The sequence below is a fragment of the Blautia sp. ZXY-1-B12 genome (assembly GCF_056339915.1).
The window spans coordinates 1-20,080 of sequence record NZ_JBWJVP010000194.1; the positions used below are offsets into that span (position 1 = coordinate 1).

Annotated in this window: 14 protein-coding genes; 11 read left to right on the forward strand and 3 right to left on the reverse strand. The window is 39.2% G+C overall.

Features of this window, described 5'->3' with window-relative positions; all coding sequences use genetic code 11:
• Window positions 1–298: 298 nt before the first annotated feature.
• Entirely contained in the window at window positions 299–2,299 is a 2,001-nt protein-coding gene (locus AC075L_RS11355; RefSeq protein WP_215680178.1) for a right-handed parallel beta-helix repeat-containing protein, read from the forward strand.
• Window positions 2,300–2,625: 326 nt separating this feature from the next.
• Window positions 2,626–3,960 (forward strand): chloride channel protein, encoded by a 1,335-nt coding sequence (locus AC075L_RS11360; RefSeq protein ID WP_022380440.1) that lies wholly within the window; start codon window positions 2,626–2,628, stop codon window positions 3,958–3,960.
• Between the two features lie 333 nt (window positions 3,961–4,293).
• On the opposite strand, the gene melA is transcribed toward AC075L_RS11360, so the two are convergent.
• On the reverse strand, window positions 4,294–5,757 hold the full coding sequence (gene melA / locus AC075L_RS11365; RefSeq protein ID WP_476387690.1) for an alpha-galactosidase: 1,464 nt from the start codon (window positions 5,755–5,757) through the stop codon (window positions 4,294–4,296).
• A 204-nt stretch (window positions 5,758–5,961) separates the two neighbouring features.
• Here melA and AC075L_RS11370 point away from each other — a divergent pair, with 204 nt between their 5' ends.
• The 9 genes from AC075L_RS11370 to AC075L_RS11410 all read left to right on the forward strand — a co-directional run bounded on the left by AC075L_RS11370 (window position 5,962) and on the right by AC075L_RS11410 (window position 18,679).
• Window positions 5,962–6,879: an AraC family transcriptional regulator gene (locus AC075L_RS11370; RefSeq protein ID WP_055060611.1), complete on the forward strand. Its 918-nt coding sequence runs from the start codon at window positions 5,962–5,964 to the stop codon at window positions 6,877–6,879.
• Window positions 6,880–8,214: an ABC transporter substrate-binding protein gene (locus tag AC075L_RS11375; RefSeq protein WP_055060612.1), complete on the forward strand. Its 1,335-nt coding sequence runs from the start codon at window positions 6,880–6,882 to the stop codon at window positions 8,212–8,214.
• Window positions 8,215–8,219: 5 nt separating this feature from the next.
• Window positions 8,220–10,031 carry a sensor histidine kinase gene (locus AC075L_RS11380; RefSeq protein ID WP_161234124.1) on the forward strand — a complete coding sequence of 604 codons (1,812 nt, stop codon included), beginning with the start codon at window positions 8,220–8,222 and terminating at the stop codon, window positions 10,029–10,031.
• A 1-nt stretch (window position 10,032) separates the two neighbouring features.
• The gene (locus AC075L_RS11385) at window positions 10,033–11,601 is read left to right on the forward strand and encodes a response regulator transcription factor (protein ID WP_161234123.1); all 1,569 of its coding nucleotides are present in this window, start codon (window positions 10,033–10,035) and stop codon (window positions 11,599–11,601) included.
• 138 nt (window positions 11,602–11,739) lie between these two features.
• Window positions 11,740–13,005, forward strand: a complete 1,266-nt coding sequence (locus AC075L_RS11390) for an extracellular solute-binding protein (protein ID WP_476387691.1) — start codon at window positions 11,740–11,742, stop codon at window positions 13,003–13,005.
• A 77-nt stretch (window positions 13,006–13,082) separates the two neighbouring features.
• On the forward strand, window positions 13,083–14,006 hold the full coding sequence (locus AC075L_RS11395; RefSeq protein ID WP_055060616.1) for a carbohydrate ABC transporter permease: 924 nt from the start codon (window positions 13,083–13,085) through the stop codon (window positions 14,004–14,006).
• A 17-nt stretch (window positions 14,007–14,023) separates the two neighbouring features.
• Window positions 14,024–14,866, forward strand: a complete 843-nt coding sequence (locus tag AC075L_RS11400; protein WP_055060617.1) for a carbohydrate ABC transporter permease — start codon at window positions 14,024–14,026, stop codon at window positions 14,864–14,866.
• Between the two features lie 46 nt (window positions 14,867–14,912).
• A complete protein-coding gene (locus AC075L_RS11405) occupies window positions 14,913–17,024 on the forward strand; it encodes a glycoside hydrolase family 36 protein (RefSeq protein WP_118617529.1) in 2,112 nt (703 codons plus the stop codon).
• A 254-nt stretch (window positions 17,025–17,278) separates the two neighbouring features.
• Entirely contained in the window at window positions 17,279–18,679 is a 1,401-nt protein-coding gene (locus AC075L_RS11410; protein ID WP_476387692.1) for an MATE family efflux transporter, read from the forward strand.
• 58 nt (window positions 18,680–18,737) lie between these two features.
• Here the strand turns inward: AC075L_RS11410 and thiM are convergent, their stop codons facing one another.
• Window positions 18,738–19,514, reverse strand: coding sequence for a hydroxyethylthiazole kinase (gene thiM / locus AC075L_RS11415; protein ID WP_118575902.1), 777 nt, complete (start codon window positions 19,512–19,514; stop codon window positions 18,738–18,740).
• Complete coding sequence (gene thiW / locus AC075L_RS11420; protein ID WP_020993246.1) at window positions 19,444–20,031, reverse strand: energy coupling factor transporter S component ThiW; 588 nt, start codon at window positions 20,029–20,031, stop codon at window positions 19,444–19,446. Before thiW ends, thiM begins: the two co-directional genes overlap by 71 nt.
• Window positions 20,032–20,080 lie beyond the last annotated feature (49 nt).

Consider the following 20,080-nt stretch of genomic DNA (forward strand, 5'->3'; position numbering starts at 1 on the left):
AAGGTACAGTAAAAACCAGCTATCATCTAGCTGGTTTTTTTGTGTGCAAAAATCTATAGAAAGGAATGTCTGAAACTTCTGACCATGTACATAGAAAATTATAGAAAGTGGGATTAAAAATATATTGTCTTGCAGGAAAATGGGTTTTAAAATTATAAGCAAAATTTATAGAATCTATTAATCCTCTAAAATAATACATCTTAATCCAGCCCATCAGAGTGTGAAATCATGCTGAACTATCTTAAATGCATTATTTACGAGGACTGCTATAATAGAAACATATATGGGAGGGTTTTTCATGAAGATTTATGTAAATGTAAATGCTGGTCATGATGGTAATGGTACAGAACAGATGCCGTTTCGTCATATTAATGATGCAGCAAAAATTGCACAGCCGGGGGATGAAGTTTGGGTAGCTCCTGGAGTTTATCGGGAATATGTAGATCCTGTTCATGCGGGTAGAGAGGATGCCAGAATTACTTACAGGAGTGTAGAGCCTCTTGGGGCAGTTATTACCGGAGCAGAACGAATTCAGTCATGGGTTCCTTATAAGGAAAACGTATGGGTATGCCGTGTTGCGAACAGTCTTTTTGGCAACTATAATCCATATACAACTATGGTATATGGAGACTGGTATTTTGCTAAAGCTGACAAACATACAGGATGTGTATATCTTAATAACCGAGCACTTTATGAGGCTGGAAGTGTAGAGGAATGTATTAAAGCCGAGGTTTATGAGTGTAGTTGGGTTCCGGAGGAATCTACTTATAAATGGTACACAGAACAGGATCAGGAAAAAGATGAGACAGTAATTTATGCGAATTTTCATGGAGCAGATCCAAATGAGGAAAATGTAGAAATTAATGTACGCCGTGAATGCTTTATGCCATCAAAAACAGGTGTTGGATATATCACAGTCAGTGGTTTCGTAGTTACAAAAGCAGCAACTACCTGGGCACCGCCTGCAGCTTATCAGGATGGCATGATCGGGCCTCACTGGAGTAAAGGATGGATCATTGAGGATTGCGAAATTTCTAACAGCAAATGTGCAGGAATTTCTCTTGGAAAATATTATGATCCGGAAAATGATCATTATTTTACTAATAAATATGTTAAGAGTCCAACTCAAATGGAAAGAGACGCGGTATGCCGTGGACAGTATCATGGCTGGCTTAAGGAAAAAGTAGGAAGTCATATTATCCGCCGAAACAATATCCACCACTGTGAGCAGGGTGGTATTATCGGGCGTATGGGTGGTGTATTCAGTATTATTGAGGATAATCATATTCACCATATCAACAATATGATGGAATTGGGCGGAGCAGAAATTGCCGGAATTAAAATGCATGCTGCAATTGATGTTATTATGAGAAGAAATCATATTCATCATTGTACTATGGGAATCTGGTGTGATTGGGAAGCTCAGGGTACACGACTTTCTCAGAACCTGCTCCATGACAATCAGCGTCCGGCATTTGCTAAACAGTTGAAAGGTGGTATGATGTGCCAGGATATTTTTGTTGAAGTAGGTCATGGTCCTACTCTTATTGATAACAATATCCTTTTATCAGATGCCAGCCTGCGTTTTGCTACTCAGGGTGTTGCTATGGTACATAATCTGATCTGCGGTGCTTTAACTTGTGTAGGCGAAGGAACCAGTTGGCGTTATACACCATATCATATGCCTCATCGTACAGAGGTTATGGGATTTATGACTATACTTCATGGAGATGATCGTTTCTATAATAATATTTTCGTCCAGAAATGGCCTTCAGAAGATTTTATTACAATGCATGATTCTGATGATGGATTTGATTCTGAAAACAGAAAAGTCGGAACCTGGATGTTTGATGAGTATCCAACGTATGATGAATGGATTTCACAGTTTGATTTTACAAAACCTGCAGACATGAAGAAACTGGAATCAGTTCATTTTGATCATTTACCGGTATGGAGTGAAGGAAATGTTTATCTTAATGGTGCAAAGGCATGGAAACATGAGAAAAATGGGTTCGTTTCTTCTGAGAATGTGAAGGTAGAATTAACAGAGAAAGACGGAAAATATTTCCTGGATACAAATATATATGAGATTCTTGAAGATTTCTCCGGACGTATGATCAATACAGAAGTTTTGGGAAAAGCTTTTGAGCCGGAAGAATTCTTCGAAAATCCGGATGGAACACCGATAACATTTGATACCGATTACTTTGGAGGACACAGAGGTTCCAAGGTAATTCCCGGACCTTTTGCAGAGAAGGAAGACGTTGGGAAAAACGTTAATATATGTACTGCATTTTAAACGAATTAAGTAAGTTATCGGATACAATTGTGAATCTACGCCTGAGTGAGCAGTAATATAATTGTTACTGTTCACACACCACTATTCCGCGAGGTGTTTTGGCATGAATATGCCAAAATCCCGAGACATACAAGCCAAAATTCCATTGCCGCAGGCAATCTGGAATGAATTTTGGCTACGTTACTGTGAACGGAGTGAACAGTAACATATAATTCCAATAACCTTTATTTTCTCTGTCTTATCTTTCTGGCAGATATGGAAAATGTATGCTAAAATAGAAATAGCAAATTTGTATGTAAAATAATAAGGAAAGGTAAGAGGGGGAAATGGAGAAAGAGGAAAAGCGTGCAGATCAGGAGAATGACACGGAAGAACAAAGTACGGAAGCGAAAAGCTTACTGAAAAAAAAGCTTCAATATTATAGTAGTGAGATTCAGCGTGATGTGGGAAATCTTGTAAAATGGCTGATGATCGCGGTACTTGTAGGATGTATTACAGGAGCGGCGAGTACACTGTTTTCTTTTGTGCTGAAGAGTGTGACAAATTGCAGGAAAGAAAATGAATGGATGTTCTATCTGCTTCCGGTGATGGGATTAATTATTGTATACCTGTATGAGAAATTTGGTAAGGATGATGGAGGTACGAATCAGGTGCTTTCTACTGTGAGATCACAGGACGATGTGCCGATTTTATCTGCACCTCTGATTTTCATTTCTACAGCACTTACGCATCTGGCAGGTGGCTCTGCAGGACGTGAAGGTGCGGCAATACAGCTTGGTGGAAGTATTGCCAATCAGCTTGGACGTTGGATTCATCTGGATGAGGAAGACCGACATGTAATTGTTATGTGTGGTATGAGTGCAGCATTCTCTGCATTGTTTGGAACACCGATGGCTGCGGCTGTTTTTGCACTGGAGGTAGTCAGTGTAGGAGTGATGTATTATACAGCTTTGATGCCTTGTATGATTGCTTCCCTGGTTGCATCCGGATTTGCGGCAGGAATGGGAGTTACACCGGAGACTTTTCATGTAGTGGATATTCCGAAGCTGACTATTGAAACGGGTTTGAAAATGGGTGCTATCGCTGTTGGATGTGCAGTGATTAGTATTGTATTCTGTATGGTGCTGAATGGAGTTGCCGGAGCATATGGAAGGTGGTTTAAGAATCCATATGTGCGTGTAGTTGTGGGATCCTGTCTGGTGATTGGAATTACATTACTTCTGGGAACTTCAGATTATATGGGCGCAGGTGCAGAGCTGATTGAGAAGGCAGTGGAGGAAGGACAGGCAAGACCTCTGGACTTCTTCTGGAAACTGGTACTGACTGCATTGACAATGCGTGCAGGATTCCGAGGCGGGGAAATTGTTCCTTCGTTCTGTATAGGAGCTACTTTTGGATGTATGATGGGAAACTGGCTGGGACTTTCCCCGTCTATATGCGCGGCATGTGGAATGGCAGCAGTATTCTGCGGAGTAACGAACTGCCCGATTACATCGATTCTGATCGCATTTGAGATGTTTGGATTTAAGGGCGTTTCCTTTTATCTGATTGCGGTTTCTATCAGCTATGCGGCTTCGGGATATTATGGATTGTATAAGGATCAGACGATTGTTTATTCTAAGTATAAGGCGAAATATGTGAATAAACGTACGAGATTTTAGCTGAACTGAGAAAGTTTCCTGTTTTAATTGCTATAGACTGATTAAAAATAAGTAAGTCATACGTTTCAAGTCAAGCGGATATTTGCAATTGAAGCAGGGGACTTACTTGATTCGGTTAAAAAATGCAATATGCATAGGGCAGGGCTTTGCCAGTATTAGAAACAGTATAAATTGTTTCTGAGAAGTGACAGGGAATTATTTGATATAAATTTACAGATAAAATACAAAAAGCTGGCACAGATGAATGTGTCAGCTTTTGTATTTAGAAGGATATATGTATTAATAAGCATGCTGTATTTTGTATATTTTTCGTATATTAGCATTCTGGAAAAATCAGGCTGTGATTTTACGTGCATCGCGTTCTGCGGCTACTTCTTCAGGGGTTTTTTCGCGGAGCCTTGCAGCACCATGGTAATCTTTTGTTGGAATCAGCGGGTCATTTGCAAGATGTTCTTTGGCCGCTTTGATTGCTTCTGTGTACTGTGGAAGCCATTGTTCCTGAGCGACCAGCATTTCATCAATCATCTGCCAGATTTCAGGTGGGTTGCATACAGCACCTGTCAGTGGATCCATCATAGCTGCCTGTTTCAGAAGCTGTATATCGCCATGAACTGCAGCTTCAACTGCCAGCTTTTGTACCCAGATTGATTGTGAGCATACTGCTGCGCAGCCAAGTGGAAGGTCACCTACTTTAGGAATGCTGATTCCGTTTCCATCTACATAACAGGGAACTTCAACTACCGATTCCCATGGAAGATTTGTGATGCATCCTTCATTCATAATATTAAAGTGTCCTCTGTAATGACGTCCTGTTTCCAGAGATTCAATAATATAAGAAGCGTGTTCTTTGCTTCGTTCAGAACCATCTAATTTTTTTGCTGGTTCTGCCAGAATCTTCGGGAAATCTGTTTCAAACCAGTTACGTTCTTCTCGTGTAACACGGAGGTATCCACCAGTTTCGCCGTTTATCCAGTTATCAAGATTAATCCAGTCTTTGATTTCATCAGGGCGTTTGCGGTACCAGGCTACATATTCGGAGAGATGTCCATTGGATTCGGTAGAATAGTATCCGAAACGTTTTAACATATCAATGCGGACTTTTTCTTCTTGACTGAATTTAGGATGCGCTTCGAATCCTGCCAGAAGTTTAGGAATCATATCTTCTCCATTATGTTTTACAGAAATGTACCAGGTCTGGTGATTGATTCCGGCACAGATGACATCCAGCTCTTCTCTTGGAATACCAAGAACTTCTGAAATCTGCTGTTCTCCGTGAATTTCGCCATGGCAAAGTCCGATAGTGCGGACTTTTCCATATTTGTTACAGGCCCATGTAGCCATTGCGTTTGGATTGGAATAGTTCAGCATGATTGCTCCAGGTTCGGAAACTTCACGAATGTCTTTACAAAAGTTCAGCATTTCTGCGATAACACGCTGTCCATACATAATTCCACCAGTACATAAGGTATCCCCTACACATTGGTCTATTCCATATTTCAATGGAATCTCTACATCTGTTTCAAATCCTTCAAGCCCACCGATACGCACACAGTTAACAATATAACGTGCATCTTTGAAGGCGTCACGACGATTGGTTGTTGCTTCAATTTTGATTGGAATATTGTTTGCGTCCAGATCTCTCTGACATAATTTTCTTGTCTTTTCAAGATTGTCCGGATTAATGTCAGTGAAGGCAATTTCGATATTGTGAAATTCAGGTACAGATATAATATCTGTAAATAATGTTCTGGCAAATACAAGACTTCCTGCACCAATAAATGCAATTTTAAAACTCATATAAAAATCCCTCCTGTGTTTTTTTACAGTATATAGTCTATTAAGAAGTTTGGTGACAGTTATTATCGGCTGTATAATGAAATGCAAGATATTATCGCATTTAATTTTTGAGTGTGATGTAAAAAAGCAAAAAATGTGTTAGGATTGTTATAGATGCGAGATTGTTCAGGAAATCAATTTATTGGTACACAAGGAGAGTTGGTCATGTATCGAATATTTCAAAAAGAGAAACAGTATTTTAAAGTAACTGCATTTTATGCGTTATCGTTGGTAAAATATCATATGAAATGTCATGCTCATGATAGTTTTGAAATTATGTATGTAACGTCGGGAGAATGCAGGATTTTTTGTCAGAATGAATGGTTACGAATGAAATCCAGTGAGTTTATTTATATTTTGCCCGGAATACAGCATCAACTGGAAATTACAGAGGGGAGGCCGTGTTCTGTATTGAATTTGGAGTTTGCGCTGACCTCAGAAGAAACGGCAGTGGAGGCAGAAATCTTGCTTGAGAAGATTCGGGATTTTCAGAAATGTTTTCAGATGCCACAGGGATATATCGCTGCAAATGATGGAAGAAGTCTTGGATATGCAATAAAAGATTTGCTCTCCTATCTTCAGAAAAGCCAGAATAAGGTGGATGATCAAGAGTTTCTTTTTGGACTTCTGCTTAGTAGAACGATGGTAGAATTAACATATTGTATAAGCTTAAAGAAGAACACACAAGGAGTTATTTATTTGAAAAAAGCTTGTGATTATATAGATAAACATTTTCTGGAAGAAATCAGCATACCAGAAATTGCGGCATATGTGGATATTAACAAATCATATCTTCAGGCATTGTTTACAGACAAGATAGGATGTACGATCAATCATTATATAAACCAGAAAAGATTGGAGCAGGCAGTATTTCTGCTTTGCAATAGTAGTTTTGGAATTACGGATATTGCATTTGCTTCCGGATATAACAGCAGACAGCATTTTTCTTATACTTTTGAAAAATTTTATGGACTTACACCGTCTGCATATAGGGGACTTCATGCACGAAATATGACAACTGACACCAGAAACATCAGATATAGTCTTGAAAATGATAGAAACTTAAAGGGAGAGATTATGTAAATGAGAATAAAAAAAGGTATGTTTTTTATTGTGATTCTTATAGGAAGCTTAATCGGGAGTGCAAATATGAAAGAGGTAAAGGCAGAAGACAGTGACAGTATAGAGGATATAGTTGAACTTTCACTTTTGTATTCTGGTTCAGATGTAACATGGGTGGCAGCGATGGAAACTTTATGCGATGAGTTTATGGCACAGAACCCTGATATTATTATTAACACAGAAAATTCAGGAGAAGCAAACTGTGAAAACGAACTTAAGGTAAAGGAGGCACTGGACGAATTTCCTGATATTTTTGAGCTGGAAAATGTTGATGCGTTTGCTGATGCGGGAAAGTTGGGGGCAATTGATGCAGAGGTAAGTGATATGGTGACCAATGTAATTGTGATTAATAAAAAGAGTTATGGTCTGCCGATATATGCGACCACAAATGGTGTAATTTATAATAAAAATATATTTAAAAAATATGGTCTGGAAATACCGAATTCTTATGAAGAATTTATTCAAATTTGTGATACGTTGAAGGCAGAAGGAATTTGTCCATTGGCGATTGGTGGTAATCAGGAAGAAAATATGACATACTGGCTTAATTATTTCTTCCAGAAAGATATTATGGAAGAGAATCCGGACTGGTTGGAAATGAGAAAAGAGAGAAGCGTGAAATTTACAAGTGCAGAATCCATACATATGTTAGAAGATTTAAAGGAACTTTTTTCAAAAGGATATATTCTGGAAGATTCGGAAAATATGACAGAGAACCAGATTGTAACCAGAATGACGGAAAATCAGTTTGCAATGATATATGCGGGACCCTGGCTTTTTACCAAGATAATAGATGCATATCCAATGTCTACAGAATCGGATAAAACTCCTCTGGGAGAGGAAATTCCAGAAGATCAGGATCCGGTAACTTATCGTCTGGGATGGTTTTTTCTGGGAAATGACAATGGACATCTTACGGCTTTGACGAGAAATAATGCTTACTGGGCATTGTCAGAGACATGTACAGAAGATACCAGAAAAAAAGAGGCTGCACAGAGGTTTCTGAAATTTTTTTACACAAAAGAAAATTACAGAAGTATGATACAGGGAATGTATGGGCTTCCGGTAACGAAGGAGGCGATTATTTATCCGGCACCTTCTGCTCAGCAGAAACTTCTGAAAGATTACAGATATGCAGATAAGAATACAGTGTATCTGGGAATGCAGGGAACAGCATCGTCTTTTCTGACTGATGTCAACAAGATATTAAAAGAACTGTATACAGGAGAATATACGGTAGAAAAGACTGCTGAAGAAATAGATCAGGCATGGGACAGAGAGGCACAGGAGGAGTAATTTTTATGAAAAAACCACAGATCAGATTCAGGAGTTTCTACGCAAAACTGGTAATTATGTTTCTGTTTATGGGTTTGATTCCTTTTTTGCTCATGGGAATGCTGATCTATAATGTATATTCAAATACGATGTATGAAAATATTCTTGGAAATTTTTCTATGACAGATCAGATTATGGCAAAGAATATTTCGGATCTTATAACCGAAATTGCGGATGATACGGAATATATTTATAAGAGTAGTGTTTCTGATTATGATTATTTTTATGAGTTGTTTGAAGATACGGGAATGTCTGAAACAGGGAGGAATGCAATGATTACAAAAATTCTTCGGACAATCCTGTATATGAATGAGGCAATTGATCATGTATTTTTTGTTACTCCGGATGGAAAAATGTATTCTTCTATGAAAGCGCCGGAATTGCTGATCGATGAACAGGAAATGCAGGAATGGTATAAGAGTCATTATCTGATAGGTTCCAGAAATGTACAGATCATGTCCACTCATGAAACAAAATATTATAGAAATTCACAGAAAAATGATTTTACAATTTACAGAAATATTATGAATACAGCTACAATCCGAAAAGCAGGATCAGAAGTTCTGGGGACGTTGTTTATTGATATTTCGGCGGATTATTTAAAAAAGATGCTGACACAGGAAAGTTATGGAACAAACCATGAAATATATGTAGTAGATTCTGCTTCCGGAAAATATATTTATCATTCACAGAAACAGTATGAAGGAATAAATGCTCAAAATGATGGAATTCTCCTGGATGCTATGAAAAATAAGGAAAGTGGATATCTGGAGCAGAAAAATGAATGTCTTGTATATCAGAAGGTTGATGGTACAAATTGGCTTGTTATTGACAGGGTAATACCAGGAACGATTGAAGGTGCCTACAAGATGATAAGAAATACAACAATGCTGTTGATCGTGATTGGAGTAAGTTTATTGGCGCTTGTGTATATGTATTATTCAAAGAAACTAAATAAACCTGTACAGATGCTGAAAGAGACCATGAGCTGTATTGAAAAGGGTGATTTGGATGCAAGAGTACATATTGATTCAAATGATGAGTTTCAGGATATTGGAAATGGAATGAATCAGATGGCTGAAAATCTGAACAAATATGTTCAGAAGGCATACGTTGCGGAAATCAGACAGAGAGATGCAGAACTGGAAGCACTGAAAAGACAGATCCAGCCACACTATTTGTATAATACATTGGATGTCATAAGAATGTCTGCAATCACAAACGATGACATGCTGGTGGCTACTATGATCGACAGTTTGTCCGGGCAGTTAAAATATCTGATCGGGACAACCGGCAATATGGTTATTTTGCAGCAGGAGATCGCATGTATTTCCAATTACTTTAAACTGATTGAAGTGCGGTACGATTCCCGATTCTCTCTGAGTGTGGAAATACCAAAGGAATTATGGAAATGCAGAGTACCGCATCTGATTATTCAGCCGGTTGTTGAGAATGCTGTCAAGCATGGGTTACGTCCGAATAAAGGACCTGGAGAGGTTGTAGTACAGGCGAAACAAAATATGGATTTTCTTGAGATTACAGTTATGGATAATGGCGTGGGAATAAATAAAGAAAGGCTGGAAGAAGTTCAGGCACTATTAAAGAGTGATGCCAGAATAGCAGAAGAGGATATTAAAGGAATGAGCATAGGAGTCAAAAATGTTTCTGACCGTATTAAACATTTGTACGGAAATGAGTACGGACTGGAAATTGATGCATATGAAGGAATGGGCACCATTGTAAAATACTGGCTGCCATTAATCTGGGAGGATGTTTAAGATGTACCGAATTATCATTGCGGATGATGAACCACTAATTATACGTGGTCTGAAAAAGATGATGGAATGGGGAAAGATGGACACGGAGGTTGTCGGGGAGGCTGAAGATGGAGAACAACTTTTGAATCTGCTGGATACTCTGGAACCAGACATTATTATATCGGATATTAGTATGCCGGAAAAGACAGGACTGGATGTTTTAAAAGAAATAAATAAACGTAAGCTGAAAACAAAGGTTATTTTTCTGAGTGGATTTCAAGAGTTTTCCTATGCAAAAGAGGCTGTAACATATGGGGCAGTGGACTATCTTCTAAAGCCTGTTTCTGTAGAAGAACTGGAAAATGCAATCAACAGGGCAAAGGATCAGATTGTTCAGGAACAGCCAGAGGCAGTCTGGAAGATTGAACAGCAAAATGTAGAGAACGTTTTTAAAGAGATTAATAATTTTCCGGTAAAAAGAAAAAAAAGAAAATTGCATGTTTCAAAAGAATTATTGAATGAAGGGAAATATTTTGCAGGTGTCTGCTTTGTGCTGAAAGGTGATCTGGTACAGAGAATTCAGGACAGTAACCGTTTTGAATTAATGAGATTTGCAGTTTTTAAGGAGATTGAAGAATATCTGGAAGAAAACAGGAATGGATTTGTAACCAAAAGAAGTGAAAATAGTAGCACTATCATCCTGGTATTATATTCTACAGACTTGCAGAATGAAACCGAAACAATTATTTCCAGAATCAGAGAAATCGTTTATGGGAAATATGGAGTAGAATTGATAGCAGGAATCGGGGAAATTACAACGCAGGCAGATAAGGTGGAATATCTTTATAAAACTGCTAAATTCTCTGCTGGTATTTACTATTTTACTCAGAAAGAAACGATTTATTATCAAAGCGTAGAAAGAGTATATAATTATTCTTTTGAAGAGTTTGAAAAGAAGTGTAAAGAGCTGACTCAGAAAATATTAGGACATGATGAAAACTGGAAGGATTCTTTTGACGAAAGTCTGAAAATTATAAGGAATCTTCATTATGGAAGCTGTTATGCAGTGGAAAGCAGATGTATTATCTTGGCGATGAATGTATGTCATGATCTGTTGGAATGTAAAGTAATTGATGAGGAAAACAGGAAGAAACTGGAAAGAGAAGTAGAAGCACTGAGAGGACAAAATACATATGAAGACCTGAAGAAAAAATTTAAGAGTATTATGGAACGGTTTGTAAATGAATGTGTATTTTACAAAGGAAACCAGGAGAATGATTCCATTTTTAAAGTAAAAGAATATATTTCGGAACACTTCAGTGAAGATATTACACTGGAAAAAATGGCACAGATGGTTTATATGAATCCTTATTATTTCAGTGCCTTTTTCAAGAAAGAAACAGGTGAGAATTTTAAGGCATATCTGCTGGAAGTCAGAATGAAAAAAGCATTACAGTATCTGATGGAAACAAACATGAAAACCTATGAGCTTGCCAGTCAGGTTGGCTATAAGGATGTGCGTACTTTTACGGACAAATTCAGAGATTTTTATGGATGCAGTCCTGCAAAATATAAGAAGAACAACAGATAATTTTACGTGGGATTTTTAATTGAAAAGAGTGGTATTATTTGGAAGTCCCTCCTAAATTGTTGTAAATATACAAAAGGTATGCTATATACATCGTATGAAATATACCAAATCACTAAAAATAAACAAGGAGGAAAAGGAATGTTTAAGAAAGTAGTATCCGCAATTATGGTTGCAGCAATGGTGGGAACGATGGTAGCACCGGTAAGTGTATCTGCAAAAGACGGAGGAAAAACAATTGAATTATGGACTTGCTGGACAGAGGGCGCTGACACAGAAAAGGCAAGCCAGGAAATGATTCAGAAATGGGAAGAGGAAACAGGAAATACTGTAAACCAGACAAATTTCACCTATGATATGCTTCATGAAAAAATCCTGACAGCTGCAGCAGGTGGAAATGTACCAGATCTGATCTGGGGACTTCCGGAATATGTTGGTGAATTCTACAACATGGGAATCGTAGCTGACCTTACAGACAAATTCAACGAATGGGAAGACAAAGATGCTCTTTCAGATTCTGTTGTAAATGCAATGACAATTGATAACAAAGTTATTGGTATCCCATATGAAATGACAGTTCGAGCATATCTGGTACATGATGACGATCTGAAAACTGCAGGTATCGAAACTCCTGCAACATGGGAAGATTTACTTGCTCAGTCAGATTACTATGATAATAATGGTAAATATCTGACAGAGGTTGCATGCACAGGCGTTCGTGCTTCTCAGGAACTTCTGGTTTATCTTGCACAGTACGGTCTGGAAATCGCATCTGCACAGGATGATGGAAAATACAAAAACACATGGAATGAAAACAAAGATGAACTTGAAAAAGCAACAAAAGTATTCCAGTTCTATCAGGATTTGATTGACAACAAGATTATCGATTCCAGTGCTAAAAACTGGGGATGGGAAGAAACAGATGAAAACTTCGCAACAGGAATCACATCAACATATGTAACTGGTAACTGGCTTGCAGAGAGAGAATCTTCTAACCCGGATACTATGGGTGATGTATCTGTAGCTCCGATTCCATACCCAGCTGATGGACAGCCTGCTACATACATGGAGTGTAAACCAATGTTTATTATGGAAGGCAGCGAGAACAAGGACGAAGCATTTGATCTTGCAACAGCATTCTGCAGCAAAGAATGGCAGGAAGCAGCATTTGCTGACAGATCCCCACGTTCTGATGTATCTACAGATTCCAAATGGAGTAAAGACTTCTCAGCACTGGCTGACACAGGTGTAACATTCCCTCCTGTAACATTAAGCGGAATCAATCAGGCAATGGTAGATTCTATTGCTAAGGTCCTTCAGGAAGGTAAAGCTGCAGAAGAAGCAGCTTCCTGGCTGAGTGACGCCGTAAATGCATCTTTACAGGAAAATGGTGAACTGAGCGAATAAACGTTTTAAAAGAAATGCTGGGATGTGAAAGCATTCCAGCTTTTCTTATCTGAAAATGTTTAGATAGGAGGCTATATATGTCAAAATTACTGAAAAAAACGGACGGAAAACTGACAAGAGATCAGCAGGCAAGAAGATATGCTTTGGTTATGTTACTGCCGGCTCTTATTTTCCTTGCCTGCCTGATTGCATATCCTCTGGGAAAGGTTCTTCATGATGCTTTTTCACACGTACATCTGATCAATAAGAGTATGACAGGTTTTGCCGGTCTGGATAACTTTAAGAAAGTAGTATCAGATGAACACTTTGCACAGGCAATAAGAAACACAATTTTCTGGACAGTATTTTCTGTAGCTGGTGAATATATTATGGGTATGCTTACTGCAGTTTTATTGAATCAGAAATTTAAAGGAAGAGCAATCTTCCGTACTTTAGTATTTATCCCATGGCTGGTTCCGATTATTGTTGCAGGTATGACATGGGACTGGATGTTAAATCCAGACTTTGGTATTATCAATTACCTGCTTCTGAAAGTGGGACTTATTTCTGAAAAGATTAATTTTCTTGGTGATTCCAGATATGCAATGGCAACTGTAATTTTTGTAAATATCTGGAGATCTTTCCCGTATTATACAATTTCATTCCTGTCTGCAATGCAGTCTATTCCAGCAGATTTGAATGAAGCGGCAGCAGTAGATGGTGCTGGAATGTTTACAAGATTTTTCAAAATTACTTTACCACAGTTGAAATCTGTATCGCTTGTAATTGTATTTATTCATATTATCTGGACTGCAATTAACTTCGACTTTATCTGGGTTATGACAGAGGGAGGACCGAACTATGCAACAGAGACACTTCCAATCATGATCTACAGGTATTCAATGAAGACCTTTGATGTTGGCGCTGCGTCTGCATTGTCAACGATGATGTTTACTGCGATGTTTATTATGTTCCTTTTCTATTACAGAAAGAGAATGAAAATCAGTGATGATTTAAGCTAAAAGGAGGAAAAGGAAATATGTTGAATAAAAAAAATCAAACGATTGTAAAAACCGTTTCATATATTCTTCTTATTATAATTGCCATATATTGTGTATTCCCATTTATCTGGATGGTGATTTCAGCATTTAAGCCAAAAGACGAGATTCGTACGGCGATTCCTTCTTTTGTGATTCATGCACCTACGTTGGAGAATTTTAAGAAGGTACTGTTCCAGGCAGGGTTTATAAATTATATTAAGAACAGTTTTATCGTATCTGTAATTGCCTGTGGACTTTCTATGGTAATTGCTGTAATGGCAGGATATGCATTAAGTCGTTACTATAAACAGAAACTTGTAAAGGTTTCCAACTTTGCAATGATGTTGTCTCAGATGATCCCTGGTGTTCTTCTGTTGGTTCCGTTATATATGATCATGCAGAAATTCCATATTCTGGAAACTTACCTTTGTCTGATTCTGGCATATACAACTTTCGTTATACCGCTGTGTACGTTTATGATGAGCAGTTTCTTCGATACTGTACCGATGGCACTGGAAGAGGCGGCTGAGATTGACGGATGTGGAAAAGCACAGACGATTTTCAAGATTATTTTACCATTATCTGTTCCAAGTCTGATTTCTACCGGATTATATGCATTTATTAATGCATGGAACGAGTTTATGTTTGGTTACATCTTTATCTCTACAGATAAATACAGAACACTGACACCGGCGATTATGTTATTCAAAGGTGCAAATACTATTGACTGGGGTGGTCTGATGGCCGGATCTGTTATCGCGGTAATTCCGGTAACTATCATTTTCCTGTTCCTGCAGAAATATTTCCTTGCAGGCTTAATGAGTGGTTCTGTCAAAGGTTGATGCAAATTGAGAATAAGTTTAGAGAAGAAAGTATTGGTGAGACATCATGAAGAGAATTGAAATTAAAGAAAATAATTTAAACATGGTCTATGAGATCACAGATGAGAATGAGATTAAGTTATTACATTTTTCAAACTTACCGTTTGATGAAAATGATATTAATTCCTGTGAAGGAACAGCTTCTTTCAGACCGGTAGAAGTGTTGCTTTCAGGTTTAAACCGTCCGGGTGAACGCCATGGAACAAAGTATACTTATACTGCTCCTGGCTATCGCCTGAAATATAAAGATATGAAAGATTATCGAAACGAGACAGGAAGAAAACTTGAGATACTTATGGAAGATAAACCTACAGGACTGGAAGTATGCAGTAATATTCAGTTCTATGATGGAATCTCTGTGATCAGAAGCTGGACAGAGTTAAAAAATAATGGAGAAGAAGATCTGGGAGTTGAGTATGTATCTTCTTTTGCATTGCTTGGTATTGACAAAGAAGGTCTTTTAAGTACTGATGAAAAACTGGAAGTTCTGATTGCACGCAATGCATGGCAGAAGGAATTAATCTGGAACCGTTTCAGTATGGATCAGCTAGGTATGTCTATTTCACAGCCGGATAAAGTAAGACGTTCTTCTCAGACAATCAGTGTTGGAAATACCGGAAACTGGTCTACTAAGAATTATCTTCCTATGGGATGCCTGAAGAATAAAGAAACAGATTCTATCCTGTTCTGGCAGATTGAGCAGAATGGTTCCTGGTACTGGGAAATCAGTGATCAGGATGGACATATGTATTTGCAGTTATCCGGCCCCACAGAACATCAGTCTCACTGGTGGAAGAATTTGAAACCGGGTGATACTTTTGCAAGTGTTCCGGTAAGTGTCGGTTCTGCATGTGGAGATGTGGAAGAGGCAGCAGGAGAACTTACAAAATATCGTCGTGCTATCAGAAGAAAGAATGAAGATAATGAAAAACTTCCGGTAATCTTTAACGACTATATGAATTGTCTGTGGGGAGACCCTACGACAGAAAAAGAACTTCCGCTGATTGATAAAGCAAAAGAAGCGGGTTGCGAATATTTCTGTGTTGACTGTGGATGGTATTCAGCAGGATTCTGGTGGGATGGTGTTGGAGAATGGCTGCCATCCAAAGAAAGATTTCCGGGCGGCTTAAAAGAAGTGATGGATTATATCCGTTCGAAAGGAATGGTCCCTGGAGTATGGTTGGAACTTGAAGTTATGGGAATCAAATGCCCGAAAGCAGATAAGGTTCCGGATGACTGGTACTTTATGAGACATGGAAAAAAGGTTTATGACAGAAGCCGATATCAGCTTGATTTTCGTAATCCGGAAGTTATTGCTCATGCAACAGAAGTTATCGATCGTCTGGTAAATGAATATGGCGTTGGATATATTAAGATGGATTACAACATTGAACCGGGAATTGGTACAGAACTGAATGCGGACAGCGCAGGTGACGGACTTCTTGGTCATAACCGTGCATACCTGAAATGGCTGGATGGGATTTTTGTAAAATATCCGAATCTGGTTATTGAGAACTGTTCAAGCGGTGGTCTGAGAATGGACTATGCAATGCTTTCACGTTACAGTATTCAGTCTACCAGTGACCAGGAAGACTATATAAGATATGCTACAATCGCAGCAAATTCTCCAATGGCATTAACGCCTGAGCAGGCTGCTATCTGGTCTTATCCACTGACTGAAGGTGACAAGGAAGAAGTAATTTTCAATATGGTTAATGCAATTTTACTTCGAATTCATCAGAGTGGTCATCTGGTAAACCTGAGTCCAGAAAGATTTGATCTTGTAAAAGAGGCGATCTCATATTATAAAACAATCCGTGTAGATATCAAGAATGCAGTACCGTTCTGGCCATTAGGTCTTTCTAAATATCGCGATCCGTGGGTGAGCATGGGATTGAATGCAGGTAAGAAAGATTATGTGGCTGTATGGAGAAGAAACAGTCAGACTGCTTTTGCAACAATTCCTGTTGAGCACAGAAAAGGTCAGGATTTGAAAGTGGTATGTGGTTATCCGAAAGCAGAACCATGTAATTATAAGTGGAATAAAGAGGCTGGAGAGTTAACCGTAGAATTTCCAAATCCGGTTAGTGCTAGACTGTTTTGTCTGGAGGAGGTATAGAAAATATCAGAGGATTTGTATGAAAAATAAATATAAAATGTTCATAAAGTGATGGCATTAAGAATAGAAGCAGGAGTGATTTATTGACGGATGCAATAAATCCCCTGCTTTTTCGTTGCAGAGAAGGAGAATAAATGTTAAAGTAAATAATACGGCATAAAGAAACGGCATAATAAAAGTTATTCCTACAAGTGTGTTATTATTTATCAGGGATAGAAATTGTGTCAAATATGTAAAGAGAGGAAGGAGTTTATTTGGGAAAAAGTAACCAAAGTACGCAGGAAATAAATTCGCAGGCACAGAATCCGCTGGGTACAGCACCTGTGGGTGGACTGATCGCTAAGTTTGCGATTCCTGCGATCATCAGTATGCTGGTCAGTGCGATGTATAATATCGTGGACCAGATTTTTATTGGACAGGGTGTAGGTATGCTGGGAAATGCGGCAACGAATGTGGCGTTTCCGGTTACGACAATTGCGACGGCATTGGCATTGCTTCTGGGAATCGGCGGTGCGTCGAATTATAACCTGGAGATGGGAGCAGGGCAGGAAAAGAAAGCAAGTGGAATTGCAGGAACTGCATTATCATCATTGGTAATCAGCGGTTTGATTCTTGCAGTAATTGCGCTGGTGTTTCTGAAACCTTTGCTGACTTTGTTTGGAGCGACTACAGATGTGATGCCTTATGCAGTTGATTATACAGGAATCACGGCACTCGGACTTCCATTTTATATTCTGTCTGTTGGTGGAAACCATGTGGTCAGAGCTGATAGAAGTCCGACTTATTCTATGACTTGCATTATGATTGGAGCAATCATTAATACGATTCTTGATCCTGTGTTTATTTTCGTATTTGGATGGGGAATTAAGGGGGCTGCATGGGCTACTGTGATTGGTCAGGTTGTTTCTGGAGTTCTGGTTATTGTGTATTTCTGGAAATTCCGAAATATGTATCTGACAGGAGCTATGCTGAAACCGAAGATGCCATATCTGAAGGCAATTATTTCGTTAGGTCTTGCGTCCTGCATTAACCAGATTGCGATGGCAATCGTGCAGATTGTGCTGAATAATATTCTTCGTCATTATGGTGCAGATTCAGTTTATGGAAGTGACATTCCGATTGCATGTGTTGGTGTTATTTCTAAAGTTAATCAGATGTTTATGGCAATCTGTATTGGTATTTTTCAGGGCAGTCAGCCAATCTGGGGATTTAACTACGGAGCAAAGAAATATGACAGAGTAAGACAGGCATACCGTTATTCTGTAACTGCCTGTACAGTAATTGCAACGATATTCTTTTTCTGTTTCCAGATATTTCCACACCAGATCGTGGGTATCTTCGGAACAGGAAGTGAGCTGTATTTTCAGTTTGCAGAACGTTATCTGAAAATATTTATGTTTATGACCTTTGCAAACGGTATCCAGCCGGTATCTTCCGGTTTCTTTACTTCTATCGGTATGGCGAAGCTGGGTATTGTAATGTCTCTGACACGACAGGTGATTTTTCTTCTGCCATTGATCATTATCTTCCCGTTGTTTATGGGAATTGATGGAGTGATGTATGCAGGACCGATCGCAGATGCAGCGGCATTTGCGCTGGCGATTGTGTTTGCGAGACGAGAACTGGGAAAAATGCGCAGTGCGGAAATAGTATAAAAAAGTTCCCGCAGATGATATGGAAGAAATTTGTCCATATTGTCTGACGGGAACTTTTTTATAAAAGATTGTAAAACTGATCGAACAGCTCTGTCTGGAAGCTTCCGGGTCCGGAGCTGTTTTTCTCTGCTCTTTCTCCTGCTGTGCCAAATTCTCTGGCTGCTGAGACGGCAGCTGTAAATGAGTCTGTAACTGCCAGATAGGTGGCACAGATCATTCCAAGCATACATCCGGTTCCTGTGATCTGTGACATGGCAGGAGTACCGTTTGTGATAAATTCACACTTGTTGGCGGAGACGATCATATCTTCCTTGCCTGTGATAAGAAGTGTGGTATTCCACTGGGAAGCCTTTTCCTGGAACAGTTCTTTCAGATGGGAACGATTGGCATCTGTAAGCACATCCTGTACGCCTGCGTCAATTCCGATTGCATGTGCGGTCTGTCCGGACATGGCAAGAAGTTCAGACATATTTCCTTTAAGGAGTTCAGGCATGTGGATGTTCATAAGCTTCTGCGCAAATTCATAGCGCAGATTGCTGCAGGCGGTTCCTACCAGATCAAGCATAACGGGTATGTGGAGACTGGCAGCGATTTTCAGAGATTCAGGCATGGATTTCATACGTGCATCAGTGATATTTCCAAGATTCAGTGCCAGTGCATGAGAGTTTCTGGTGATCTCAGCTACTTCTGCCGGATGTTCTGCCATGATCGGGCGGCCTCCGGCCGCCAAAATAATATTCGCACAGTCATGAATAGAAATCGGATTAGTGATGCAATGAATCAGCGGCTGTGCTGCTCTGGTCAATTGTCTGGGATTTGTCTGATTTACGGTCATATACTTTTGCTCCAAGGCTTTGCTGAAATTTGGCAAGCATTCCTGCGTGACTTAAGGCCTTCAGGAAGAAGTAGGCAATGGTGCCGCCCATGCAGGTTGCTGCCAGAAACATTGGTGTATAGAAAAATGCGTTCAGTCCGCTTCTGCCCATAAGAAATGCCATTACAGGATAGGAAACCAGAGAGCCTATGATACCGGTTCCGAAGATTTCACCGATCACTGCGCAGATAATCTTTCCATGAGAAGCGCGGTAGAAAACGCCTGATAAAAATGCGCCGAATACGGCACCTGTCAGTGCAAGTGGCGGGATACCCATAAACATCATTCGGATGATTCCGATGAGAGTGGCACAAAGCAATGAATACCACGGTCCCAGAAGTACGGAACAGACGATGTTTATCAGGTGTGCAGTAGGGCACATACCCTCGATTCTCAGAATAGGTGAGATGACAACGCCGATGGCAACCATCATGGCGAGCATGACCATTCTGAGTGTTTTTGATCTGTCTGTGTTCATAATAATGAACCTCCTTGAAATTAAGATTTGGTCTGCCGAAGCAGACATT

Coding starts and splice junctions, on each gene's coding strand:
- AC075L_RS11355 (WP_215680178.1), top strand. CDS start 299: ATGAAGATTTATGTAAATGTAAATGCTGGTCATGATGGTAATGGTACA.
- AC075L_RS11360 (WP_022380440.1), top strand. CDS start 2,626: ATGGAGAAAGAGGAAAAGCGTGCAGATCAGGAGAATGACACGGAAGAA.
- melA (WP_476387690.1), bottom strand. CDS start 5,757: ATGAGTTTTAAAATTGCATTTATTGGTGCAGGAAGTCTTGTATTTGCC.
- AC075L_RS11370 (WP_055060611.1), top strand. CDS start 5,962: ATGTATCGAATATTTCAAAAAGAGAAACAGTATTTTAAAGTAACTGCA.
- AC075L_RS11375 (WP_055060612.1), top strand. CDS start 6,880: ATGAGAATAAAAAAAGGTATGTTTTTTATTGTGATTCTTATAGGAAGC.
- AC075L_RS11380 (WP_161234124.1), top strand. CDS start 8,220: ATGAAAAAACCACAGATCAGATTCAGGAGTTTCTACGCAAAACTGGTA.
- AC075L_RS11385 (WP_161234123.1), top strand. CDS start 10,033: ATGTACCGAATTATCATTGCGGATGATGAACCACTAATTATACGTGGT.
- AC075L_RS11390 (WP_476387691.1), top strand. CDS start 11,740: ATGTTTAAGAAAGTAGTATCCGCAATTATGGTTGCAGCAATGGTGGGA.
- AC075L_RS11395 (WP_055060616.1), top strand. CDS start 13,083: ATGTCAAAATTACTGAAAAAAACGGACGGAAAACTGACAAGAGATCAG.
- AC075L_RS11400 (WP_055060617.1), top strand. CDS start 14,024: ATGTTGAATAAAAAAAATCAAACGATTGTAAAAACCGTTTCATATATT.
- AC075L_RS11405 (WP_118617529.1), top strand. CDS start 14,913: ATGAAGAGAATTGAAATTAAAGAAAATAATTTAAACATGGTCTATGAG.
- thiM (WP_118575902.1), bottom strand. CDS start 19,514: ATGACCGTAAATCAGACAAATCCCAGACAATTGACCAGAGCAGCACAG.
- thiW (WP_020993246.1), bottom strand. CDS start 20,031: ATGAACACAGACAGATCAAAAACACTCAGAATGGTCATGCTCGCCATG.